Below are 23,407 nucleotides of genomic sequence, written 5' to 3' on the forward strand. Positions count from 1 at the left end.
GGTGTCATGAGCTTCGTACCACCCGGCACCGGCTGGCCCGGCGACCCCGCCACCCCTGACACCCCGGTGGCCCATGACCCCGCGGACGTGCGCCGCCTCGCCTCCGCCAGCGGCACCCTCGCGGAGCTCACGGCCGCGCAGTCCGTCTGCCGTGCCTGCCCGCGTCTGGTGGAGTGGCGCGAGGAGGTGGCGCGCGTGCGGCGGCGCGCGTTCGCGGACGAGACGTACTGGGGCCGTCCCGTCCCCGGGTGGGGGGCCGAGCGGCCGAAGGTGCTGCTGGTCGGCCTGGCGCCGGCGGCCCACGGGGGCAACAGGACGGGCCGCATCTTCACCGGCGACCGCAGCGGCGACTGGCTGTTCGCCTCGCTCCACCGCTGCGGCCTGGCGGCCAAGGAGACCAGCACGTACGCCGGCGACGGCCAGGAGCTCATCGACGCCAGGGTGGTGGCGTCGGTGCGCTGCGCGCCTCCGGCCAACAAGCCCACGCCGGAGGAGAAGGCCGCCTGTTTCCCGTGGATGGCGCGCGAGGTGGCGATGGTGGCGCAGAGCGTACGGGCGGTGGTGGCGCTCGGCGGGTTCGCCTGGCAGGCCATGTGGCCCGCGCTCAGGGACGCCGGCTACGACCTGCCGCGCACCCGCCCCCGGTTCGGCCACGGCGTCGAGGTCGAGGTCCGGCACGGCGCCGCCCCCGTCACGTTGATCGGCTGCTACCACCCCAGCCAGCAGAACACCTTCACCGGCCGCGTCACCGCCCAGATGCTGGACGACGTCTTCCTCCGGGCCAGGTCACTGGCGGTGTGACGCGTCCCACCATCCCCGGGTTGGACTCTCCGGAAGTGCCCGACGTAAGCTTGTGAATGCTTTCACAAGCATTCCACGAGGGATGGGGCCTCAGGATGAACAAGCACATCTTGATCGTCGGCGGCGGGTACGTCGGCCTGTACACCGCGCTCAGACTGCAGCGCAAGCTCCACCGCGAGCTGCGCGGCGGCGAGGCGCGCATCACGATCATCGACCCCCAGTCCTACATGACCTACCAGCCGTTCCTGCCGGAGGCGGCGGCGGGCAACCTGTCGCCCAGGCACATGGTGGCCCCGCTGCGCCGGATCCTGCCCAAGGTGCGCATCCTCAACGGCACGGTCACCAAGGTCGACCACGCCGAGCGCGTCGTCACCTTCCAGCCCGCCGAGGGCGAGCCGCGCCAGGTGGCCTACGACGTGATCGTGATGGCCGCCGGGTCGATCTCGCGCACGCTGCCGATCCCCGGGCTGACCGACATCGGCATCGGGTTCAAGACCGTCGGCGAGGCCATCGCGCTGCGCAACCGCGTGCTGCACCTGCTCGACGTGGCCGAGTCGACCGTCGATCCCGAGGTGCGGCGCAGGGCGCTGACGTTCGTCGTGGTCGGGGCCGGCTTCGCGGGCGTGGAGGCGCTGGCCGAGCTGGAGGACATGGCCAAGGACTCCACCCGCTACTACCGCAACATCACCCCGGCCGACCTGCGCTGGGTGCTCGTGGAGGCGACGAACCGGGTGCTGCCCGAGGTCGGCCCCGAGATGGGCAAGTGGACGCTGGAGCAGCTGCGCGAACGCGGCATCGAGGTCAAGCTGGACACCAGGCTGGAGTCGTGCGAGGGCGGCCACGTCGTGCTCAGCGACGGCACCGAGTTCGACGCCGAGACCCTGGTGTGGACGGCGGGCGTCAAGCCGAGCCCGGTCGTCAACGACAGCGACCTGCCCCTGGACGAGCGGGGCCGCATCAAGACCACCGCCGCCCTGACCGTCGCCGGCACCCGCGACGCCTTCGCCGCCGGCGACGCGGCCGGGGTGCCCGACGTGACGAACCCGGGCCAGTACTGCGCCCCCAACGCCCAGCACGCCGTGCGCCAGGCCAAGGTGCTGGCCGACAACATCGTCCGGCACCTGCGCGGCGAGCAACTGGTCAATTACCGCCACAAGTATGTCGGATCGGTCGCCGGATTGGGCCTGCATCAGGGCGTCGCCAATGTCTACGGCGTGAAGCTGCGCGGTTTCCCTGCGTGGTTCATGCACCGCACCTACCATCTGTCGCGGGTGCCGACGCTGAACCGCAAGGTCCGTGTCGTCGTCGACTGGACCCTGGCCCTGTTCTTCAAGCGAGAGACCATCTCGCTGGGTGAGATGGAGCATCCGCGCGACGGATTCAGGGCCGCGGTGGCGACGACCCGCCGCTAGCCCAGGTACGGCAGCGCCCCGGCGAGCATCGCCGGGGCGTTTTCGGCACCCCTGGACGAAATGCGGAAGGGGTACCACGGGTGGGGCTCTCAGCGGTGACCGTGCTCGGCGTGGACCGGCCCGGCGTGATCGCCGCCGTCACCGGTTCGCTGGCCGACTGCGGCGCGAACATCCAGGACTCGACCATGACGCTGCTCGGCGGGTACGTGGCGATGATGCTCCTGGTCTCCGGCGATCTCGACCCCGCCGAGCTGACCAAGCGGCTCAGCGCGCCCGAGCTGGTGGTCTCCGCCTCGGCGATCGAGGCGCGGCGGCACTTCTGCGACGACGGCGGCGGCCTCGGCTACGTCCTGACCGTGCATGGCCCCGACCGGCCCGGCATCATCTCGGCCGTCAGCGCCGTGCTGGCCGCCGACGGCGGCAACATCACCGGCATGAGCACCCGGCTCACCGGCCGACTGTACGTGCTCATCGCCGACGTCGAGCTGCCCGAGGACGTCGACGTCGCCGCCCTCATGCGCCGGCTGGCGGCGGTCGGGGCCGGGCTCGACTCGGAGATCACCTTCCGTCCCGTCGAGCCGGACCTGCTGTGACGGGCGCCAGAGGCACCCCGCGCCAGGTGCTCGGCGCGCCGCACCCGGCGCTGTCGGCCAAGGCGGAGCCGGTCGATCCGGCGGCCCCCGAGACCGTGCGGGCCGCGGCCGACCTCCTCGCCACCCTGCGCAGCGAGAAGGCCATGACGGGGCTGGCCGCCCCGCAGATCGGCCTGAGGTGGCGGCTGATCGCCTTCAACGCCTGGGCCCACCCCCGGGCCCGGTCGTGGGCCGGGGAGCTCGTCCTGGTCAACCCTCGGCTCACGAGCGCCTCCCACTGGGACGGCGGGCGCGAGGGGTGCGCGTCCATCGCCGGGCTCACGGCGGACGTACGCCGGGCGACGCGTATCACCGTACATGGGCATTTGCCAGGCACAGGGGAGCCGGTCGTCATCGAGGCGGACGCCTTCGAAGCCCGCTGCATTCAGCACCAACTGGACCATCTGGACGGTCTACTCTTCTTGGACAGAGTGCCAGGGGCGCTATCACTTCACCGCAGACTTCACACTTGTGACGCCTGATGCGAAGTTGTGCTCCTCGGAAGCATGGTCCGTTTCGTATGATTGCGGCGCCCCCGTAGCCCAATGGCAGAGGCAAACCCCTTAAAAGGGTTGTAGTGCGGGTTCGAATCCCGCCGGGGGCACCTTTCTTAAGTGTCCCCGACCTGGGGTTTTCTCCGAGTGAAGCGTCTTGTCGCATCCGGTGGTTCACTACTGCTGTCAACCCGTCACACAATGCTTCCAGTCGTTTGCCGGGAAGACCCGGTGTGGTGAGGCATCGGGAAGATTCCGTTTTCATCACGAAACCCAACAGAACCCGGTTTCCATTGGTTGCGACGCAGTTACTCGCCGCCCGGCCGCCGGCCCCCCGGACGGCCCTCCCGGCCACGGGAACTCGTGCGAGGTCACGTTCGTTGTCCTCGCTGCCGAAGTCCCCCGACGAACTTCGATCTGAGCGTGAGTTGACCTAGGTGCCGCCAGGCCCCGTAGGCTCGGCGCCACAGGAGGCAGCGATGGAGAGCAAGAACCCCGTATTCGGCAGGGTGCGCCAGCACCGCGCGGGATGGGCCGGCCCGGCCCCCTCACCCGACACCCTGCGGAACATGTACGACGCCCCGTCGTACGCACCCCCGGCCCCGCCCGCCTACCGGGCGATGACCCTCGACGACGTCGTCGTCCGGGGTTTCCTCACCCTCGGAGCGCTCGTCGTGGCCGCCGCCGCGACGTGGGTGCTCGACGTCCCCCCGATGGTGGCCGTCGGCGCCGCCGTCGTGGCCCTGATCCTCGGCCTGATCGCCTCGTTCACCCAGAGCACCAACCCGGCGCTCATCCTGGGCTACGCGGTGTTCGAGGGCGTCTTCCTCGGCAAGATCAGCCAGCTGTTCGAGGGCGCCATCAGCGGCATCGTCTTCCAGGCGGTGCTCGGCACGGCCTTCGCCTTCGGCGCGGTGCTGACGGTCTACTCGCTGCGGGTCGTCCGCGTCACCCCCAAGCTGGTCAAGTACGGCATGGCGGCCGCCATCGCGGTGGTCGGGCTGGTGCTGGTCAACCTGCTGGTTGGTATCTTCAACGGCGTCGGGCTCGGCCTGCGCACCGACAGCCCGCTCGGCTACGTCTTCAGCATCGTCATGATCCTGATCGGCTGCTTCTTCCTGCTCCTCGACTTCGACTCGATCGAGCAGGGCGTGCGCCAGGGCGTCCCGGAGAAGTTCGCCTGGCAGTGCGCGTTCGGCCTCATGCTGAGCCTGGTGTGGATCTACCTTGAGGTGCTCCGCCTCATCAGCTATTTCACCGGCGACGACTGATCGTTCATCTCCTGGGGGCCTCGCCGTAACCGGCGGGGCCCTCTCTTTGTGCGACCGGAAATCTACCTGCCGTCACACAATGATGCCTGGCCGGGGGGTTGCCATTCGCAGCGCGGTGTTGCAGTGTCGAGCAAAGGACCTTAATCCGCGGAGGTGCCCATGTCCTTGAACCACTCACCGGAGACGCAGACGAAGCTCATCGCAAGGGTCCCCACGATAACGGGACGCGAACTCCCCGAGTGGTTCCAAGCCATCGACAACGGCCCATCCTTCCTGAGGTGCGACGAGCGGGCCAACTGGCTCGCCGACGAGCACGGGCTGACCCACGGCTACGCCGCCGCGATCGTGCTGGAGCACGAGCGGCACCGCCGTACCCGAATGGGCTTGATGTAGAGCCCTTCCCCATCCCCGCGCCCGTGCTCCGAGCACGGGCGCGTCATCATGAAGACATGGATCTGGACAAGGCGCTCGGCTTCATCGAGACCCACCACCACGCAGTCCTGCTCACCAGCCGTCGCGGAGGGCACCCGCAGATGTCGCCGGTGCTGGCGGGCGTGGCGGACGGGCACATCGTCATCAGCACCCGCGAGACGGCGATGAAGGTGCACAACATCCGCCGCGATCCCCGCGTCTCGCTCTGCGTGCTCGCCGACGGCTTCTTCGGCGAGTGGCTCCAGGTCGACGGCACGGCCGAGGTCGTCTCCCTGCCGGAGGCGATGGACCAGCTCGTCGCCTACTACCGCGACATCTCCGGCGAACACCCCGACTGGGACGACTACCGCGCGGCCATGGTCAGGGAACGGCGCGTCATCGTCCGCGTGACGCCGCTCCAGGCCGGCCCCGACCGTCAGGGCTGACTTCCGGGACGCGAACGGCCCCGCGCGGCCGGGAGGCCGGGCGCGGGGCCGCAGAGCACGATCTAGGACAGGCGCTCCAGCACCATCGCCATGCCCTGGCCGCCGCCGACGCACATCGTCTCGAGGCCGAGGCTCTTGTCGTGGTGGCGCAGGCTGTTGATCAGCGTCGAGGTGATGCGCGCCCCGGTCATGCCGAACGGGTGCCCGACGGCGATGGCGCCACCGTTGACGTTGAGCCGGTCGAGCTCGATCCCGAGGTCCTGGTACGACGGGATCACCTGCGCCGCGAACGCCTCGTTGATCTCCACGAGGTCGATGTCCTCGATCGCCATCCCGGCCCGCGACAGCGCCTGCTTGGACGCCTCCACCGGCCCGAGGCCCATGATCTCGGGCGAGAGCCCGCTGACGCCGGTGCTGACGATCCGGGCCAGCGGCGTGATGCCCAGCTCGGCCGCCTTGACGTCGCTCATGATGACCAGGGCCGCCGCGCCGTCGTTGAGCGGGCAGCAGTTGCCCGCGGTGACCGTGCCGTCGGGGCGGAAGACCGGCTTGAGCCCGGCCACCCCCTCGTACGTGGTGCCGGCCCGGGGGCCGTCGTCCTTGCTGACCACGGTGCCGTCGGGGAGCGTGACGGGGGTGATGTCCTTCTGCCAGAACCCGTCGGCCAGCGCCTTCTCGGCCAGGTTCTGGGAGCGCACGCCGAACTCGTCCTGCTCGCGGCGGCTGACGCCCTTGAGCTGGGCCAGGTTCTCGGCGGTCTGCCCCATGGCGATGTAGATGTCGGGGACGGCGCCGTCCTGGCGGGGGTCGTGCCAGGTGTGGCCGCCCTCGGCCGCCTTCTTGGTGCGGGCCGTCGCGTCGAGGAAGAGCGGGTTGTGGGTGTCGGGCAGCGAGTCGGAGTTGCCCTTGGCGAAGCGCGAGACGGTCTCCACGCCGGCCGAGACGAACACGTCGCCCTCGCCCGCCTTGATCGCGTGGAAGGCCATCCGCGTCGTCTGCAGCGACGAGGAGCAGTAGCGCGTGACGGTCGTGCCCGGCACGGTGTCGAGCCCGAGCAGCACCGCCACCACCCGGGCCATGTTGAAGCCCTGCTCACCGCCCGGCAGGCCACAGCCGAGCATGATGTCGTCGATCGTGTTCGGGTCGAGCTGGGGCACCTTGGCCAGCGCCGCCTGGATCATCTGTACGGTCAGATCGTCGGGACGGATGTCCTTGAGCGACCCCTTGAAGGCTCGTCCGATCGGGGAACGCGCGGTTGCGACGATGACTGCCTCGGGCATGGCCCCTCCTTGTGTCCGGCGCTGATATTAGAACTATATTCCAGTCCTCCTCGCAAGCTCCCCGGGGCCCCGCGTCAGCCGTACATGCCGGGGGCGGTGGCGGTGTGGTCGTTGACGGCGTGCACGGCGCCCTTCTCGTCGCGCCACAGGCGCCAGCCGTCCTGGCTGCCGGTGAACCAGGGCGGCGGGGCGTTCATGGGGGAGACGCGGGTACCGGTGCCGAGGTCGTACTCGCAGACGGCGGCCGTGGAGTAGAAGCCGGGGGCCTGGCCGCGCAGCGGCAGCGGCTTGGGGTCGGTGACGCAGAAGGACCAGCCCCGCTCCTCGCCCACCGGCGCGGGCTTGCCCGAGACCAGGTCGAAGGCGCTGCCCTTGGCGTCGTGCTTGAGGAAGCCCAGTTTGTCCATGCGGTCGGGGAAGGCCAGCCACCAGCCCGAGCCGGGGACGTCGGAGGCGGTGATCTGGCCGACCACCCGGCCGGTCTCGGAGTCGAGCCTGGCGAAACCGCCGTAGGCGCCCTGGCGGTCGACCGGACGGACCACGGGCGCGTAGCCGGGGCTGCCGCTGGGATAGACGCGCACGACGGAAGGACGCATCCAGTTGACCGTGCCGTCGCTGATCCTGATGGAGAACAGCCCGAAGGTGGAGACCTTCTTCGTCTGGGGATTGGTGTAGGGGGCGACGTAGCCGACCAGGTTGTCGCCGGTCGAGCCGAACGCCCACCCGCCCGACAGGTCGATGCCGGGCCCGAGCGCCTGCTCGATCGGCTGCTGCCACTGCAGCTTGCCGGTCTTGACGTCGTAGGACTCGATCATGGGGTTGGCGGCCATCCGCAGCAGCAGGACCCGGGCCGGGTCGGACCACTCGACCTCGGAGATGCCGGGCAGCCGCCACATCACCCGGCCGGTCGCCGGGTCGAGCACGACCATCCGGGCGTGGGTGAGGGCGGTGTGCTCCGACACGCACAGATAGGGGCCGCAGCGCTGCGGCCCGAACGTGGAGTGCATGGGCCTGGCCCACTTCTGCGCCCCGGAGCGGGCGTCGCGGGCGATGAGGGTGGCGTTCCAGCGGCCCTTCTTCGCCGGGTCGAGGGCCACGACCACCCCCTGGCCCTTGGCGGTCTCCACGATCGCGGGGGCGGAGACGCCCATGCCGGGCAGCCGGCCCGCCATGGTGGCCGGGTAGGCCCACAGGCGCCGGCCGTCTTCGAGGCCGAGCGCCACGGTCTCCAGCGTGCCGTCGGGCTTCATGGACGTGGTGGTGACCACACCGGCCGCGGACACGATCCGGCTGACCGCGTTGACCTGGGTGTTCTGCCAGGAGGGGAAGTTCGCCGTGGCGGCGTCGCTGCCGGAGCAGGCGGTCAGGGCGAGGGTCCCCGCGAGGGCCAGGGAAGGTTTCATGAGGGGCCGGAGCACAGGCAATTCACTCCAAAAGAGGACGAGGAGTGACGGCTAAGGCTCGGAGGGTGACCGGGTCAGGCGTCGCGAAGCCCCCCGGCGCGCACGATCACGCGTCGGTGGGATCGTCGAGCCGCCCGCCGGGCGCGCTCACGCGTCGGTAGGCGTCTCGCCGAGCCGCCGGCGGAACAGCGTGGCCCACTTGCCGTGGAGCCCCGTCGCCCGCCCGTCGACCCGGGTCGCGGTGACCTCGGTGCCGGGCTCCTCCGCGGCCGTTGCCGCCGCAAGGTAGATCGGTTGCAGTCCTTCGCCCCGCGCGGGCCGCGGCTCAGGCCACAGCCCCAACGCAGCGCACACCGACGGTAGCACCGCGTAAGCGGCCTGCGCGTAACCTCGGTCAGATGGATGGAAACGATCCGGTCCGAACATTTCTGTCGGATTTGTATCGAATTCCGGCCCCAGGACGTCGGCGAACGCCACCGTGCGGCCGCCCGCGTCGACCACGGCGACGGTCTGGGCCGCCGCGAGCTGACGGCTCCACCGCCGGGTCACCCAGCGCAGCGGCTGGGCGATGGGCCGTACCGTGCCGAGGTCGGGGCAGGTGCCGACGACCACCTCGACGCCCGCCTCGCGCAGCCGCCGCACCGCCTTGGCCAGGTGGCGCACCGCCACGGCCGGCGGCGTCTGGGTGATGATGTCGTTGGCCCCCACGAAGATGACCGCCACGTCCGGGCGCATGGCGAGGGCGGCGTCCACCTGCTCGGGCAGCTCGGCGGACGGGGCGCCCGACTTGCCCGCCACCAGCAGGTGCACCGGCCGCTCGGCCACCGCCGCCACGCCGTTGGCCAGCAGGACGGCGGGGGTGTGGCTGGGGTCGGTCATGCCCAGGCCCACCGAAGTGGAATCGCCGAGCATGGCCATCTTGAGGGGTTTGCCGCGGAAATCGCCGTAGACGCCGTCGGAGGGCGGTCCGTCCAGACCGTGGGGGCGGCCGATGGCCTTGCGCGCGAGCAGCCCCTCGGCGATCAGCAGGCCGTACGCCGTGGCTCCCAGAGCCGTGAGCCCGCCACCTCCGAGCGCCGCCGCCATCGCGATCCGCCTGGCCGCGCGTGCCATGCCTGCTGCCCAGACCACGTAGTGTCCTCCCGGTCGAACTCGGCGGTAGCGTTTGCTTGAAAACTAGCCGAGGGCCTGCCACCCCCACTGGATCTCGGCCTCGGGCAAGCTGATCAAGCTTCGGCAAAGAAGGTGAACACCTCGGTGCGCGTTTACGATTCCCTGGTCGATCTCATGGGGAACACTCCGCTCGTCCGCCTGCACAAGGTCACGGCGGGGATCTCCGCCCAGGTGCTGGCCAAGGTCGAATATTTCAATCCGGGCGGCTCGGTCAAGGACCGCATCGCGCTGCGCATGATCGAGGCCGCCGAGGCCTCCGGCGCGCTGCGGCCGGGCGGCGTCATCGTCGAGCCGACGTCCGGCAACACCGGGGTGGGCCTGGCCATCGTGGCCCAGCAGAAGGGCTACCGGTGCCTGTTCGTGGTGCCCGACAAGGTGGCCCAGGACAAGATCGCGGTGCTGCGCGCGTACGGGGCCGAGGTCGTGGTCTGCCCGACCGCCGTCTCGCCCGACCACCCGGAGTCCTACTACTCGGTCTCCGACCGGCTGGCCCGCGAGATCCCCAACGCCTGGAAGCCCGACCAGTACTCCAACGTCAACAACCCCGACTCCCACTACCACTCCACCGGTCCCGAGCTGTGGGAGCAGACCGACGGCCGCATCACGCACTTCGTGGCGGGCATCGGCACCGGCGGCACGATCAGCGGCACCGGCCGCTACCTCAGGGAGGTCTCCGACGGCCGGGTGAAGATCATCGGGGCCGACCCCGAGGGCTCGGTGTACTCCGGCGGCTCCGGCCGTCCCTACCTGGTGGAGGGCGTGGGCGAGGACATCTGGCCGGCCACGTACGACACCGGGATCTGCGACGAGATCATCGCGGTGTCCGACAAGGACTCCTTCAACATGACCCGCCGCCTGGCCCGCGAGGAGGGGCTGCTGGTCGGCGGCTCGTGCGGCATGGCCGTGGTGGCGGCGCTGCAGGTGGCGGCCAAGGCGGGGCCCGACGACGTGGTGGTCGTGCTGCTGCCCGACGGCGGCCGCGGCTACCTGTCGAAGATCTTCAACGACGACTGGATGGCCGACTACGGCTTCCTGACCACCAGCTCGGACGAGGGCCTGGTCGGCGACGTGCTGGCGCGCAAGGGGCCGGGCCTGCCGGAGTTCGTGCACGCCCACCCGCACGAGTCGGTCGGCACGGCCATCTCGATCATGCGCGAGTACTCGGTGTCCCAGCTTCCGGTCATGAAGGAGGAGCCGCCGGTCATGGCGGCCGAGGTGGTCGGCTCCATCGTCGAGCGCGACCTGCTGGAGGCGCTCTACCACGGCAGGCTCGCCTCCGACGACCCGATCTCCGACCACATGTCGGCGCCGCTACCCACGATCGGCAGCGGCGAACCCGTCGCGCGCGCGGTCGAGGCGCTGGAGAAGGCCGACGCGGCCGTCGTCCTGGAGGACGGCAAGCCCGCCGGGCTGCTCACCCGGCAGGACCTGCTCGCCTTCCTCGCCAACCACTGATCAGGGTTTCCTTATCGATTCGATCACGGTGCCGAGGCCCTCGTGCCCGCGTCCCTCGGCGTCGGCGCGCTCGAACAGCTCCTTCAGCGCGTTCGGCACCGTGGTCTCCACGCCGGCCTCGGCCAGCGCGTGCACGACGTGGCCGAGGCCCACGGCCTGCATGTGCAGCGAGTTCAGCTCGCCGGGGTAGCTGCCGGCGGCGAACTCCTCGGCCAGGATCTTCGCGAACCCCATCACGCCGTCGCCGCCGAGCTGGGTGAAGGTCTCCCGCACGTACGGCAGGAACTCCAGCGGGGAGACCCCGGCCGTGCTCAGCATCGCCATGGCGTGCATCTGGCTGGTCAGGCTCGACCAGAAGATCAGCAGCAGCGACTGGTAGTACATCATCGCCAGGCCCTCGTCCGCGCCGACGTGGACGACGTCGCCGAGGGCCCCGAGCGTGGCCGTGTGCCGGTCGAGCACGTCCTTGGGGCCGCTGTAGAAGGAGTACGCGCCCGGCTGCCCGATGCCCGGGGGCGGGACCATGATCCCGGCGGTGATGAGCGTGCCGCCGCGTCCGGCCACCCAGCGGGCCGCCGCGCGCAGCTCCTCGGGGGTGCCCGAGCTGAGGTTGACCAGCACCTTCCCGTCGAGCCCCGCCTCGCCGAGGCTGTCGTACATCGCCTGGTAGCCGATCTGGCTGAACACCAGCAGGTCGCCGTCCGCGGCCGAGGCCGCGCGCCGGGCTCCCCGGGCGACCAGCGGTTCTGCCTTGCTCGCCGTACGGTTCCACACGGCCACGTCGAAACCCGCGCCGAGGAACGTCTCGGCCATCTTCGACCCCATCGGGCCGAGTCCTGCAACTGTCACCTGAGTCATGACAGGGAGCCTGCGGCACCGCGCTACGGAAATCCTTCTGACCGGCTACGGGTTAGTCTCTGCATGGTGCGATTCGGGGTGCTCGGCCCGCTGGCCGTCCGGACGGACGGCGGCGAGGAGATCCACGTCGCCGAGCCCAAGGTCCGCGCGCTCCTCGCCGCCCTGCTGGCGGCCGGCGGCGGCCCGGTCTCCGCCGACCGGCTGATCGACGACCTGTGGGGCGACCGGCCCACCCGCAACCCGCTCGGCACCCTCCAGGCCCGCGTCTCCCAGCTCCGCCGCGCGCTCGGCGACCCCGCCATGGTCCTCCACGGCCCGGCCGGCTACCGGCTGGCCGCCCACGACTGCGACGCCGTCCGGTTCCGCGCGCTCGTGGCCCGCCGCGGCGCCGCCCCGCGTGAGCGCGCCCGCGAGCTGGAGCAGGCGCTCGCCCTGTGGCGGGGGGCGGCCTACGCCGACTTCGCCGACGAGGGCTTCGCCCGTTCCGAGATCACCCTGCTGACCGAGCTGCGCCTGTCGGCCCTGGAGGAGCAGGCCGAGGTGCGCCTCGCGCTCGGCCACGACGTCGACCTCGCCGGCCTGGTCGCCCGGCACCCCCTGCGCGAACGGCTGCGCGCCTCCCACATGAAGGCCCTGTACCGGGGCGGCCGGCAGAGCGAGGCGCTGGCCGCCTACGAGGAGCTGCGCGTCAGGCTGGCCGAGGAACTGGGGCTCGACCCCTCGCCCGAACTGGCCGCGCTGCACCGGGCCATCCTGCGCCACGACCCCTCGCTGGCCGCCCCGCCGCCCGCCGCCGACCCCGCACCGGCCGTCAACCTGCCCGCGCCGCTCACCCCGCTGGTCGGCCGGGACGCCGACCTCGCCGAGGTCGCCGCCCTGCTGGCGGACTCGCGGCTGGTCACCCTGACCGGGCCGGGCGGCGTGGGCAAGACCCGCCTCGCCCTCGCCGCCGCCCGCCGCCTGGCCTTCCCCGAGGGGCCCGCGGAGCCGGGGCAGGTTCGGTTCGCCGACGGGGTGTGGCTGGTGGAGCTGGCCGGGGCCGGCGACGCGGACGTGGCCGAGGCGGTGGCGGCGGTGCTTGGCGTGCGCGACGACGACTCCGTGCCGCTGGCGTCCAGGCTGGCCGGGGTGCTGGCGGACAGGAGCGCGCTGCTGGTCCTGGACAACTGCGAGCACCTGGTCGAGCAGGTCGCCGGGCTCGTCTCGGCGCTGCTGCGGGCCGCGCCCGGCCTGCGCGTGCTGGCCACCAGCCAGGAGCCGCTGGGCGTGTCCGGCGAACGGGTCCGGGTCGTCCACCCGCTGGCCGAGGCCGACGCCGTACGGCTCTTCGCGGCCCGCGCGGACGTCGAGCCCGGCCCCACCGTGGCCGTCATCTGCCGGCGGCTCGACGGCATCCCGCTGGCCCTGGAGCTGGCGGCGACGCGGGTGCGCGCGCTCGGCGTACAGGAGCTGGCCGCCCGCCTGGACGACCGGTTCAGGCTGCTCAGCGCCGGGATGCGGGACGCCCCGGCCCGGCAGCGCACGCTGCGGGCCACCATCGACTGGAGCTGGGAGCTGCTGTCGGACGAGGAACGCGCGGTGCTGCGGCGGCTGGCCGCGCACGCCGACGGCTGCACCCTGGAGGCCGCCGAGGCGGTCTGCGCCGAGCCCGGCGTGGACGTGCTCGACGTGCTGGCCAGGCTCGTGGACCGGTCGCTGGTCGCCGTGGCGCCCGGCCCCCTCGGACCCCGCTACCGGCTGCTGGAGTCGGTGACCGCCTACTGCCTCGAACGGCTGCGCGAGGCCGGTGAGCACGACCTGCTGCGGGAGCGGCACGCCCGCTACTACACCGACCTGGCCGCCCGCGCCGAGCTGCGCGGCCCGCGCCAGCACGAATGGCTGGACCGGCTGGACGCCGAGAGCGCCAACCTGCGGCTGGCCCTGTCAGGGCCGGAGCCGCTGCGCCTGGCCAACGCGCTCGCCTGGTACTGGATCCTGCGCGGCAGGCTGCGCGAGGCCCGCCGGTCGATCGAGGCGGCGCTGGCGGCGGGCGGCGAAGACGGCGCCGCCGCTCTGGCCTCGGTGTGGCTGGCCGGCATCGGGCTGCTGCTCGGCGAGCCCACCCCGCCGGTACGCCGGGCCGCGCTCGACCCTGCGGGGGCCGCGCTGGCCGACTGGTTCCTCAGCTTCGTGCGCTGGGCGTACGGCGACCACGCGGCGCACCGGGACGCGGTGGGCCGGGCGCTGGCGGCGTACGAGGAGCTGGGGGACCGGTGGGGGGTGGCGGCGGCGCTGTGCCTGCGGGCCAAGCTCGCGGTGGGCCGCGGCGACCTCGCGGCGATGGAACGCGACGGCGAGCGCGGCCTGGCCCTCTTCCGCGAGCTGGGGGACGAATGGGGGCAGGTCGAGGCCATGGACGTGCTCGACCGGCTGGCCGAGATCCGCGGCGACTACGAGCGGGCGGCCCGGCTGCGGCAGGAGGCGCTGCGGCTGGCCGAGGGGCTGGGGTTCGACGTGTCGTTCAAGCTGGCCGCGCTCGGCCGGCTCGCGCTGCTCACGGGCGACTACGAGCGGTCCGACGACTACCACGGGCGGGCCAGGCGGCTGGCGGTGGCGCAGTCGTACCGGTCGGCGGAGGAGAACGCGCTGCTCGGCCTGGCCATGAGCGCCCGCAGGCAGGGGCGGTACGAGGAGGCGGAGTCGTACCTGCTGTCCGCGCTCGACTGGCTGCGGCAGGTGCGCGGGACGCCAGGGACGGCGTTCGTCATGGCCGAGTGGGGGTTCGTGGCCGAGCAGCGCGGCGACGCCGAGACGGCGCTGGCGCGCCAGCGCGAGGGCTACGCGAACGCCCGCGCGACGGGCGACCCGCGGGCCGTCGCGCTGGCCCTGGAGGGGCTTGCGGGCGCGTTGTCGATCGCGGGCCCCGGGCGCCTGGCGGAGGCGGCGCGGAAGCTGGGACGGGCCGCGGCGCTCCGGCGGTCCGTCGGCGCGCCCCTTCCCGCCGGCGAACGCCATGACGTGGACCGGATCACCGCCCGCCTGCGCGCCGCCCTGGGCGAGCCGGAGTTCGCCGGGTCCTTCGCGGCGGGAGAGCGGGACCCCGGTGAAGGCCCGGCCGGACAGCCGGCTGGGTCAGGGGAGCGGGAACTCGGCGATCACTTCCCAGGGGCCCTCGGGGGACGGGCCCGCGTAGAGCCTGCCGCCCAGCGCCTCCACCCGCTCGGCCATGCCGACCAGCCCGAACCCGCCGCCCAGCCGGGACACCCGCGGGTCTGAGGCGACCGAGCCGAAGTTCCGCACCCGCAGCACGACCACCCGCTCGTACCGCCGCAGATCGGCCTCCACCCACGCGGCGCGGGTGGCGTGCTTGCGCACGTTGGTGAGCGACTCCAGCAGCACCCGGTGCAGCGTCGTCATCACCTCGGGCGGCAGCGTGCGGTCGTCGATGCCCGACCCGATCTCGAACGCGACCTTCGGCCCCTCGACCGAGAACCGCTCGGTCAGCAGCCGCAGGTCGGCCAGCGTCGTGCCGGGCCTGCGGTCGGCCTCGTCCTCGGTGCGCAGGACGGTGACCATGCGCCGCATCGAGGTCAGCGCCTCCGACCCGGCCGAGGCGATCGCGTCGAGCGCGGGCAGCACGGCCTCGGGCTTGTGCTCGGCGACCGTACGCGCGGCCTGGGCCTGGACGACGATGCCGGTGATGTGGTGGGCGACCAGGTCGTGCAGCTCCCTGGCCAGTTCCAGGCGTTCGGCCCGGCGTACGGAGTGCACCGCCTCGGTCCGGCGTTCCTGCTGGAACCGCAGGTAGCCGCCGATGCCCGCGGCCATCGACCACCCCGCGAACAGCAGGAACGCGAACGCCAGCCCCGCGGTGGGGTAGTCGCGCCTGGCCGACTCGGCCATCAGCACGCCCAGCCCCACGAGCGACAGCACCGCCGCCCGCCGTACCGGCTCGACGTGCCGCAGCACGCCGATGAGGAGGATCAGCAGCGACCCCGTCTCGGCCATGCCGGGCGCGCCCAGCGCGTCGACCGACGCGATGACCAGCGACACGGCGAAGGACAGCCCCAGCAGCGCGCAGAAGCCCTCAAGACGGTGGCGGCGGCGCAGGACGACCGCCGCGATCCCGGCCGCGCCGCAGAACGGCACGAACCACTGCAACCCCCCGGTGCTGACGGCGATGGCCAGGTCGAGCATCAGCATCAGGCCGAGCCAGCCGAGCATCGCGATCTCGCTCAGCCGCCGGACCCAGTACACGATGCCTTTCGAATCCCCCACGCCACGAGAGTAGGCCGGAAGTCGGACAACTCGTATCAACCGATCGGCCGACCCGGCCGCCGCCGGACCAGCCCTTCAGCGGAGGCGGCGGTGACGGCCCCTCGGCGATGCTGGAACACGTCGGAAGGGGGACAGGACATGGTTGTCATCGGGTTCGTTCTGCTGGGGTTGGGACTGGTCGTTACGGCGCTGCTCGCGCTGGCCGACCCCGTGCTGCTCTCGCGCATCAACGGTGAGGAGGCGGAGGGCGCCAGCGGCCGCCACATCGACGTGGAGGTCGTACGGCTCAGCGCCCCGGCCGTCCCGGCCGCGACGGCCGCGACGGCCCGCGAGCCCCGGGCGGCCTGAGCCTTCGAGAACGTGGCCCGCGCGGGCATGGCCGCGCGGGTCCGGGCGGGCGCCGTCGGGGGACGGGCCCCGCCACCGGCCCGCGATCCGCTGGGGAACGGATCGCGGGCCGCTTTCCGTTAACGTGGGGCCTATGACCAACGGTTTTGAGACCCTGGCGATCCACGCAGGTCAGGAGCCCGACCCGCTGACCGGCGCGGTCGTGCCGCCGATCTACGCCACGTCCACCTACAAGCAGGACGGCGTGGGCGGCCTGCGTTCGGGATATGAGTACAGCCGCTCGGCCAACCCCACGAGGACGGCGCTGGAAGAGGCGCTGGCCGCCGTGGAGGGCGGCGCGCGCGGGCTGGCGTTCGCCTCGGGCCTGGCCGCCGAGGACACCCTGCTGCGCACGGTGTGCCGGCCGCAGGATCACGTGATCATCCCCAACGACGCGTACGGGGGCACGTACCGGCTGTTCGCCAAGGTGCACGAGCGCTGGGGCCTGCACTACGACCCGGTCCCGCTGCACGACCTCGACGCGGTGGCGGCGGCCATGACGCAGAAGACGAAGATCGTGTGGGTCGAGACGCCCACCAACCCGCTGCTCGGCATCGCCGACATCGCCGCCCTGGCGCAGCTGGCCCACGAGAACGGCGCGCTGCTGGTCGTGGACAACACCTTCGCCTCGCCGTACCTGCAGCAGCCCCTGGCGCTCGGGGCCGACGTGGTCGTCCACTCCACCACCAAGTACGTCGGCGGCCACTCCGACGTGGTGGGCGGCGCGCTGATCGCGCGGGACAAGGGCCTCGGCGACGAGCTGACCTACCACCAGAACGCGATGGGCGCGGTGGCCGGCCCGTTCGACGCCTGGCTGACGCTGCGCGGGCTCAAGACCCTCGGCGTGCGCATGGACCGCCACTGCGACAACGCCGAGCGCGTCGTCGACCTGCTGCTCGCGCACCCGCGCGTGACCCAGGTGCTCTACCCGGGCCTGGCCGAGCACTCCGGCCACGAGGTCGCCGCCAAGCAGATGCGGCGCTTCGGCGGCATGGTGTCCTTCCGCGTGGCGGGCGGCGAGGCCGAGGCCGTGGAGGTGTGCAACCGGGCCAAGCTGTTCACGCTCGGCGAGTCGCTGGGCGGCGTCGAGTCGCTCATCGAGCACCCGGGCCGGATGACGCACGCCTCCGCGGCGGGCTCGCCCCTGGAGGTGCCGAACGACCTGGTGCGCCTGTCGGTCGGCATCGAGACGGTCGACGACCTGCTCGCCGACCTCACCCAGGCCCTCGGCTAAGGCGTCGGGACGACCATCAGGAAGAGGATCACCAGCCAGATCACGGCCAGCAGGCCGCTGATCGCCGCGACCCGTCCGGTCTGCACCTTCGCGTCGTCCTCCGCGTTCTCGCTCTCGAGCGCGCGGAGGGCGGTGCGCAGGTCGCGGTCGATGATGACCAGCAACACGATCGCCACGATGAACAGCGTCATCGACGCCGTCATGTACCACAGGCCGAGCACGCCGTTCCCGACGACGACGCCCAGGGCCACGCCGAACACCAGCACACCCAGGCTGGCCAGGCTGTAGATCCTCGTGGTGCGCTGGATGTTCCGCAGGACGGGCACGTTGTTGGTGCGGATGGCCCGCGGAGCCGCCATCGTCGCGGCGGTCAGCGGGCCGATCGTGAAGATGGCGAAGCCGATGTGCAGCCAGAGAAGCAGGGACATGCGCCTGAGACTAGTCCCCGACGATCTCGGTCGGCGGCTCGACACTCTCTTTAACCTGCGAGGAGCAACGCATGATGAGCTCCGTGGCCGCCACCGCTACGGCCATCAGGGTGATCAGCAGGATCGTGGCAATCATGGGCTCTCCTCCTTCCCCGTGTCCCACGTAAATATCGTCCGTAATGACTAGACGGACGTGCAACGGAATAAGTTCGCCACGGGTATGGTTGGTCACCGTCGCTTTTTTCTTACCTTCAGGGCACAAGGGGGTGCCGTCCGTGGCCATCAGGCATGTCGAGCCGTACACCGACGAGTGGCTGCAGCAGCCGGTGGGCTATGTGGAGCGCGTCGTCGACCTGCTCGGAGCCGAGGTGGCCGACTGGTGGGAAGGCCCCTGCGATCCGCGTCACGCCACGGTCAGGCTGACCGACGGCCACGCGCTGGTATGGGACGAGGAGAGCGGCTGGCGGCTCGGCCGCTTCGTCTCCGGCGGGGCGGGCACGCACACCGAGCTGACCGGCGTCCGCTACCTGGGCCATGGGCTGCTGCCCCGGCCGGAGCGCGTGCCGTCGGCTCTTGTCGACGCGCGGGCGGGGGTGGGGGCCAGCTCGGCGTGGCGGCCCTGTTACCGGTCGCACCGCAACTGCCGCGACGGGTTCGACGTGGCCCTCGACTTCTACGCCCGCCTGATCGAAGCCTGACAAACCCCAAAGGCAAGGGCCACGAGGCCCCAAAGTCCCAAAGGCCTTCGCCCTGGGGCGCTGTGCGCCGAAGGCTCCAGGCTCTGCTTCCTCGGGGGAGCCGAGCTCCCCCGAACCCCCTCGCCGGTGGCTGCCGCCCGCCGGTACCCCCGCCCATCCCGCCGGGCACGACGTGTGACGGCCCCGCATGTTCCGGCGCATCGTCCCGCCGAACCGGCTCTCTCCCGAACGGCCACCTCTTACCCTGAGCCAGAAGGCAGCAGCCGGCTTCCCGGGAAGGGGACTCCCATGAGCTCCGCCGGTACGAACATCCTGATCCTGGACGACGGCGGCATCGGCCCCCGGATCGCCGAAGCCAGGAAGCTGGCCGGGTTGACACAGGACGGCCTGGCCCTGCTCGTGCCCTGCTCCAAGAGCCTGGTCTCCCAGGTCGAGCGCGGAAGCAAGCCCGCGACCCCCTGGTTCATCGCCGCCGTGGCCAGGGCGTTGCGCATCGGCGTCACCGAACTCACCGGACAGCCCTACCGGGGCTCCACCGCACCGGCCGACCGGGCGCACGCCGGCATTCCCGCCGTCCGCATCGCGCTCAACCACTGGGACGTCCCGCCTGAGCTCGCGGTGGAGCCCAGAGCGCTCGACGCGATGGCCGATGACGTTCGCCGGGTCGGCGTCCTGCTCGACAGGATCGACTACACCGAACTCGGCGGGGTGCTACCGGGCCTGATCGAGGAACTGTCCGCCGTCCTGCACGGCAGCGAGGGCACGACGCGCCGGACCGTGGCCGAGATGATGATGTACGCCTTCGTGGCGGCCAAGTCGGTCGCCTACCGTCTGGGATACGTCGATCTCGTCTCCGTCGCCGTGGATCGTGCGGCGCAGGCCGCGCGCGAGACCGGCGAGCCGGAACTGCTCGCCTATGTCGCCGAGGAGCGGGCCCAGGTGTTCTTCGGCTCGGCGGCCTACCGCGCGGGACTCACCTTCCTCGAACGCGCCCACCAGGAGTTCGACCACCTGGTCTCGGACAGCGAACCGGGGCTGGCCGTCCTGGGCTCGATGCACCTGAGGTCCGCCATCCTGTCCGCCCGGCTGCGCCCACGAGCGACGGACGCGTGGGAACACCTGGCGGCGGCGCGTGAGTACGCCTCGCGCATCGGCCGCGACACCAACCACCACGGCCTCGCCTTCGGGCCCGGCAACGTGCGCATCCACGAGATAGCGGCCGCCATCGAGCTGGAGGACCCCGACGAGGCGCTGCGGCGGAACGAGGGCTTCACGCCGCCCCGATCCCTCCCGCCCGAGAGGTCTTCGCACCACTACATCGATCTCGCCCGGCTCCAGCTCATGGCCGGCCGGCCGGATCGTGCCCTCGACTCGCTCAGGCGCGCGGAGCGGCTGTCCCCGCAGCACACGGCGTACCACCCGATGGCCCGCGAGACGGTCACCGGCCTGCTGCGAGCGCATACGCGCGTTCCGGAGCCCCTGCGGTCGCTGGCGCGACGCATCCGGCGGACCACCCCCTAGAGAAGTCGCACACAGCGTGTGACTTTCCTTCCGGCGACGTCCGTAGTTTCGGTCACGTGCCGCGACATGCCGACGTACCGAACCCCGGGCAACCGGGGCGCTTGAGAGCCCGTCCGACGTCCCAGGGCCGCGTGCCGGTGCGGCTGTCCGCCTGGGCCACGGGCCGTTCAGCGGTGGCGGGACCGTGGCCGTGAGCGCGCAGCTGGTGCGGGCCGGCAACCCTGGCTGGCACATCCATGACGTGACCGGAGGCTGGGTGGCCGTCCGCCGGAGCCCGGTTCCCCGCGGAAGCGTGCTGTCCAACGTCCGCTGTGGGGCGACGCTGGACGAGCTGGCCGGGAACCTGGCCGAGGAGAGCAGGATCGAGACGACGGCCGCTCGTCGTCACCCGGCGTTCAGCCGTAGGGCGAAGTGAGCGTCCCGGCTCCGGAGGAATGCCGATGAGCGAAGGCGCTCCCTCCGGTCAGCGGGAGCGGCGGAGGCGGAGGAAGTCGCTGACGACGTATTCGCCGAGCCGGTCGGCGCTCGGTGAGAACACCCGGCCGCCGTTCCTGCGGGCCACCTCGTCCACGAACTCCTTCAGCCGGTCGTCGGCCGCCAGCATGAAGACGTTGATCGTGGCCCGCCGCCGCGTCATCTTGTCCACCTCGGCCAGCGTCAGCTCCAGCGTCTCGTGCGACGGCGGCCACTCGAAGGCCGATCTGCCGTTGCGCATGAGGTGGGCGGTCGGCTCGCCGTCGGTGACCACCAGCACCACCGGCTCGAAGTCGGGGTGGCGGTCGAGGTGGCGGCCGGCGATCAGGAGGGCGTGGTGGAGGTTGGTGCCCTGGACCATGTCCCAGTCGAGGCCGGCCAGCTCGTCGGGCTGCAGGACCCTGGCGTAGTTGGAGAAGCCGATGATCTGCACGGCGTCCTGCGGGAACTTGGAGGCCACCAGCGCCTGGAGGGCCAGCGCCGTCTGCTTGGCCGCGGCCCACGTGCCGCGCAGGGCCATCGAGTAGGACAGGTCGACCAGCAGGCACACCGCCGCCGCGCTGCGGCGCTCGGTCTCGGAGACCTCGAAGTCGTCGACGGACAGCCGCACCCGGGCCCGCCCGTCCTGCGGGGCGGTGGCCACGCCGCCGCTGCGCACGCCGTTGACCAGCGTGCGGACGACGTCGATCGGCTGCTCGTCGCCGAAGCGCCACGGCCGGGTGGAGCCGGTCAGCTCGCCGGCCGAGCCCGCGTCGTGCTGGTCGTGGTCGCCGCGCCGGCCCGCGTCGAGGGAGGAGAACACGCGCCGCAGCGCGGTCTCGCCGAGCCGCCGGACCGCCTTCGGGGTCAGCTCCAGCTTGCCGCGGCGGCGCAGCAGATAGCCCTGCTCCTCCAGCTCACGTTCGATGCGCTTGAGCGCCTCCAGGTCGTCGACCGCCGCCCGGCCCAGCGCGCGGCGTACGGCGGCCTCGTCGATGTCGTCGAGCCGCGCGCCCGGGTAGTCCTGGCGCAGAGCGGTCTCCAGCTGGGTGAGGTCGGCCAGCTCCTCCAGCGCGGTGACGGCGTCGCCCATGGCCAGGGGCTCCTCGCCGGTCAGGCGCTCGGGGGCGTTCCAGGCCAGGTCGGGACGGCGGGCGTGCAGGGCCTCGCCGAGGCGGCGCATCTGGTCGGACAGGCCGGCCTGGTCGAGGGTCTGGTTGATGAGGCCGGACAGCTCCTCGCGCTGGCGGGGGGTCATCGAGGCCAGCATGCGCTGGGTGGCGGCGGCCCGCCGGGCCAGGATGTCGACGAGCTCCTCAAGGTTTCGGGGCGTTTCTGGGAACAAATCGCCATATTTCGCCATAAAGGCGTCAAAGTCTTCTGGGGTGTGCTCGCCCCGGGTGTCCCTGTCCAGCATGTCGTTCAGATCGGACATCATCTGCCGGACGCGGGCCATGGCCTCGGGGTCGGGGTTGGCCAGCGCGTCGCGCAGCCCTCTGAACTGGCTGTCGAGCACCTCGCGCCGAAGCAGGTCGCGCAGCTCCTCGAACGTCTGGCGGGCCGCCGCCGAACGCCACTCGTACGAGCTCAGCTCCTGGATGGCGCTCGCGGTGTCCTCGGGCAGCCCGTCGAGCCCGGCCTCGCGCAGCCGCGCGTCGTCGGACGGGTCGGGGAACAGCTCGGCCCGCTCCTGCCCGATCGCCTTGTCCAGCAATGCCCGCGCGCGTTCGAGGGTGCCGTCGAGCCGCCCGCGCTCGCGCAGGTCCCTGCGCCGCCTGCGGACCTCCTTGAGCATGTCGTCGAGCCCCCGCCGGTCCTGGCTGCCGGGCAGCCCGCGCTTGAGCAGGTCGCGCAGCGCGTGGACCGGCGTCGAGCCGGACAGGATCGCGTCGCCCATCTCGTCGAGGGCCGCGCGTACGTCGTAAGGAGGGGCCAGGGGGTCGGGGCCGTCGTGGTATTCGCCGTAGCGGAAGGCCATCACGCTTCCACGCTAACCCCAACCCGCCCCCGCCCGTCTACGGACGCCTGGCCACTTCCCACACCTCGACCGCGCTGTTCGCGTCGGGCGTATAGCTCACCTGCACCTGCACCGCGCGCCCGGCCCCCTTGAGGGCCGTGGTCAGATCGGCCGACTCGCAGGGCAGCGTGCCGAGCCCGCGCTTGTCGACGCCGGCCGGCTTCCCGGACACCCAGCGGTCGCCGCAGCGGGCGGTGGCCCGGTAGAAGGACGTCAGGTACGTGTAACCCAGCTTGAGCTGCTTGCCGCCGGTGCTGAACAGGACCGTCGCGTCGTCGACGCGCTTGACCGTGCCGCGCGCGGTGACCGGCTCCGGCCAGGCGTTCAGCAGGAACTCCTGAGCCTTGACGGCTCTGCCGCCCTCGTACTCCACGCGCAGCGGGACCGCGCCCTCCCGGAGCCCGACGGTGAGCTGGGCGGGCTTGCACGACGTACGGCCCAGGCCGTCGCGGTCCAGCGCGACGCGGCCCTCGGTCTCCTTCAGGTCGCAGGCCGTCGTCACCCGGCTGTAGGCGGCGCGGGTGTAGTCGAGCTTGAGCTCCGCGGCCCCCGGGATCGCGGTCAGCTTGTAGAGCACGTTGCCGCCGCGCCGCACCTTGGCCGGCTTCATGGGCACGATCCGCAGGCTGCCCTTGCCGTCGGCCCAGGCATAGCCGTAGGCGGTCTTGGCGGCTGCCCTCGTGGAGGCCGCCTGCGCGGGCAGCGCGAGGCCGCTCAGGACGAGGCCGACGGCGGTGGCATGGATGAGCAGGCGCATGGGCGGTTCCCCCCGGAGT

22 protein-coding genes, 1 tRNA gene and 1 pseudogene are annotated in these 23,407 nt (G+C 72.0%); 15 read left to right on the forward strand and 9 right to left on the reverse strand.

Going from position 1 to position 23,407, the window contains the following annotated elements; translation table 11 throughout:
• Nucleotides 1-6: 6 nt before the first annotated feature.
• The 8 genes from AB0J71_RS14955 to AB0J71_RS14990 all read left to right on the forward strand — a co-directional run bounded on the left by AB0J71_RS14955 (nt 7) and on the right by AB0J71_RS14990 (nt 5,467).
• The gene (locus tag AB0J71_RS14955) at nt 7-801 is read left to right on the forward strand and encodes a uracil-DNA glycosylase (RefSeq protein WP_364414533.1); all 795 of its coding nucleotides are present in this window, start codon (nt 7-9) and stop codon (nt 799-801) included.
• A 95-nt stretch (nt 802-896) separates the two neighbouring features.
• On the forward strand, nt 897-2,213 hold the full coding sequence (locus AB0J71_RS14960) for an NAD(P)/FAD-dependent oxidoreductase (RefSeq protein WP_364414535.1): 1,317 nt from the start codon (nt 897-899) through the stop codon (nt 2,211-2,213).
• An 80-nt stretch (nt 2,214-2,293) separates the two neighbouring features.
• Nucleotides 2,294-2,806 carry an ACT domain-containing protein gene (locus AB0J71_RS14965; RefSeq protein WP_352323560.1) on the forward strand — a complete coding sequence of 171 codons (513 nt, stop codon included), beginning with the start codon at nt 2,294-2,296 and terminating at the stop codon, nt 2,804-2,806.
• The gene (locus AB0J71_RS14970; protein WP_352323559.1) at nt 2,803-3,327 is read left to right on the forward strand and encodes a peptide deformylase; all 525 of its coding nucleotides are present in this window, start codon (nt 2,803-2,805) and stop codon (nt 3,325-3,327) included. The genes AB0J71_RS14965 and AB0J71_RS14970 overlap by 4 nt, the downstream gene beginning before the upstream one ends.
• A 49-nt stretch (nt 3,328-3,376) precedes the next feature.
• Nucleotides 3,377-3,449: transfer RNA gene (locus AB0J71_RS14975), tRNA-Leu, on the forward strand.
• Between the two features lie 369 nt (nt 3,450-3,818).
• A complete protein-coding gene (locus tag AB0J71_RS14980; RefSeq protein ID WP_364414537.1) occupies nt 3,819-4,610 on the forward strand; it encodes a Bax inhibitor-1/YccA family protein in 792 nt (263 codons plus the stop codon).
• Between the two features lie 159 nt (nt 4,611-4,769).
• The gene (locus tag AB0J71_RS14985) at nt 4,770-5,003 is read left to right on the forward strand and encodes a DUF4287 domain-containing protein (RefSeq protein WP_352323556.1); all 234 of its coding nucleotides are present in this window, start codon (nt 4,770-4,772) and stop codon (nt 5,001-5,003) included.
• A 56-nt stretch (nt 5,004-5,059) separates the two neighbouring features.
• Nucleotides 5,060-5,467 (forward strand): PPOX class F420-dependent oxidoreductase, encoded by a 408-nt coding sequence (locus tag AB0J71_RS14990; RefSeq protein WP_352323555.1) that lies wholly within the window; start codon nt 5,060-5,062, stop codon nt 5,465-5,467.
• A gap of 62 nt (nt 5,468-5,529) precedes the next feature.
• Here AB0J71_RS14990 and AB0J71_RS14995 read toward each other — a convergent pair whose 3' ends face one another.
• The 3 genes from AB0J71_RS14995 to AB0J71_RS15005 all read right to left on the reverse strand — a co-directional run bounded on the left by AB0J71_RS14995 (nt 5,530) and on the right by AB0J71_RS15005 (nt 9,281).
• On the reverse strand, nt 5,530-6,747 hold the full coding sequence (locus AB0J71_RS14995) for an acetyl-CoA C-acetyltransferase (RefSeq protein WP_352323554.1): 1,218 nt from the start codon (nt 6,745-6,747) through the stop codon (nt 5,530-5,532).
• Between the two features lie 74 nt (nt 6,748-6,821).
• Nucleotides 6,822-8,150 (reverse strand): PQQ-binding-like beta-propeller repeat protein, encoded by a 1,329-nt coding sequence (locus tag AB0J71_RS15000; protein ID WP_352323553.1) that lies wholly within the window; start codon nt 8,148-8,150, stop codon nt 6,822-6,824.
• A gap of 147 nt (nt 8,151-8,297) precedes the next feature.
• Complete coding sequence (locus AB0J71_RS15005; protein ID WP_352323552.1) at nt 8,298-9,281, reverse strand: SGNH/GDSL hydrolase family protein; 984 nt, start codon at nt 9,279-9,281, stop codon at nt 8,298-8,300.
• Between the two features lie 126 nt (nt 9,282-9,407).
• Between AB0J71_RS15005 and AB0J71_RS15010 the strand changes: the two genes are divergently transcribed.
• Complete coding sequence (locus AB0J71_RS15010) at nt 9,408-10,778, forward strand: cystathionine beta-synthase (RefSeq protein ID WP_352323551.1); 1,371 nt, start codon at nt 9,408-9,410, stop codon at nt 10,776-10,778.
• On the opposite strand, the gene AB0J71_RS15015 is transcribed toward AB0J71_RS15010, so the two are convergent.
• Nucleotides 10,779-11,627 carry an NAD(P)-binding domain-containing protein gene (locus AB0J71_RS15015; RefSeq protein WP_364414539.1) on the reverse strand — a complete coding sequence of 283 codons (849 nt, stop codon included), beginning with the start codon at nt 11,625-11,627 and terminating at the stop codon, nt 10,779-10,781.
• A 72-nt stretch (nt 11,628-11,699) separates the two neighbouring features.
• Here AB0J71_RS15015 and AB0J71_RS15020 point away from each other — a divergent pair, with 72 nt between their 5' ends.
• Nucleotides 11,700-14,891 carry a BTAD domain-containing putative transcriptional regulator gene (locus tag AB0J71_RS15020; RefSeq protein ID WP_364392527.1) on the forward strand — a complete coding sequence of 1,064 codons (3,192 nt, stop codon included), beginning with the start codon at nt 11,700-11,702 and terminating at the stop codon, nt 14,889-14,891.
• A 285-nt stretch (nt 14,892-15,176) separates the two neighbouring features.
• Here the strand turns inward: AB0J71_RS15020 and AB0J71_RS15025 are convergent.
• Nucleotides 15,177-15,839 (reverse strand): annotated as a pseudogene (locus tag AB0J71_RS15025) (histidine kinase dimerization/phosphoacceptor domain-containing protein); the annotation flags it as partial.
• Nucleotides 15,840-16,031: 192 nt separating this feature from the next.
• On the opposite strand from AB0J71_RS15025, the gene AB0J71_RS15030 reads away from it, so the two are divergent.
• Together AB0J71_RS15030 and AB0J71_RS15035 are read left to right on the forward strand one after the other, a co-directional pair.
• On the forward strand, nt 16,032-16,241 hold the full coding sequence (locus AB0J71_RS15030) for a hypothetical protein (protein ID WP_364392530.1): 210 nt from the start codon (nt 16,032-16,034) through the stop codon (nt 16,239-16,241).
• A gap of 133 nt (nt 16,242-16,374) precedes the next feature.
• Complete coding sequence (locus tag AB0J71_RS15035; protein ID WP_352331437.1) at nt 16,375-17,514, forward strand: cystathionine gamma-synthase; 1,140 nt, start codon at nt 16,375-16,377, stop codon at nt 17,512-17,514.
• On the opposite strand, the gene AB0J71_RS15040 is transcribed toward AB0J71_RS15035, so the two are convergent.
• Together AB0J71_RS15040 and AB0J71_RS15045 are read right to left on the reverse strand one after the other, a co-directional pair.
• Complete coding sequence (locus AB0J71_RS15040) at nt 17,511-17,942, reverse strand: DUF2269 family protein (protein WP_364392534.1); 432 nt, start codon at nt 17,940-17,942, stop codon at nt 17,511-17,513. The genes AB0J71_RS15035 and AB0J71_RS15040 overlap by 4 nt on opposite strands.
• Before the next feature lie 10 nt (nt 17,943-17,952).
• Complete coding sequence (locus tag AB0J71_RS15045) at nt 17,953-18,078, reverse strand: hypothetical protein (protein ID WP_352326121.1); 126 nt, start codon at nt 18,076-18,078, stop codon at nt 17,953-17,955.
• 139 nt (nt 18,079-18,217) lie between these two features.
• On the opposite strand from AB0J71_RS15045, the gene AB0J71_RS15050 reads away from it, so the two are divergent.
• The 3 genes from AB0J71_RS15050 to AB0J71_RS15060 all read left to right on the forward strand — a co-directional run bounded on the left by AB0J71_RS15050 (nt 18,218) and on the right by AB0J71_RS15060 (nt 20,576).
• The gene (locus AB0J71_RS15050) at nt 18,218-18,640 is read left to right on the forward strand and encodes a DUF6292 family protein (protein WP_352326122.1); all 423 of its coding nucleotides are present in this window, start codon (nt 18,218-18,220) and stop codon (nt 18,638-18,640) included.
• A 288-nt stretch (nt 18,641-18,928) separates the two neighbouring features.
• Nucleotides 18,929-20,161 carry a helix-turn-helix transcriptional regulator gene (locus AB0J71_RS15055; protein WP_364414541.1) on the forward strand — a complete coding sequence of 411 codons (1,233 nt, stop codon included), beginning with the start codon at nt 18,929-18,931 and terminating at the stop codon, nt 20,159-20,161.
• Between the two features lie 190 nt (nt 20,162-20,351).
• Nucleotides 20,352-20,576, forward strand: coding sequence for a hypothetical protein (locus AB0J71_RS15060; RefSeq protein ID WP_364414543.1), 225 nt, complete (start codon nt 20,352-20,354; stop codon nt 20,574-20,576).
• A 48-nt stretch (nt 20,577-20,624) separates the two neighbouring features.
• Here AB0J71_RS15060 and AB0J71_RS15065 read toward each other — a convergent pair whose 3' ends face one another.
• Both AB0J71_RS15065 and AB0J71_RS15070 read right to left on the reverse strand, forming a co-directional pair.
• Nucleotides 20,625-22,592 carry a hypothetical protein gene (locus AB0J71_RS15065; protein ID WP_364414657.1) on the reverse strand — a complete coding sequence of 656 codons (1,968 nt, stop codon included), beginning with the start codon at nt 22,590-22,592 and terminating at the stop codon, nt 20,625-20,627.
• Between the two features lie 37 nt (nt 22,593-22,629).
• Entirely contained in the window at nt 22,630-23,388 is a 759-nt protein-coding gene (locus AB0J71_RS15070; protein WP_364414545.1) for a hypothetical protein, read from the reverse strand.
• Nucleotides 23,389-23,407: the final 19 nt, after the last annotated feature.

Source organism: Nonomuraea sp. NPDC049637, from assembly GCF_040675235.1.
GTDB lineage: Bacteria > Actinomycetota > Actinomycetes > Streptosporangiales > Streptosporangiaceae > Nonomuraea.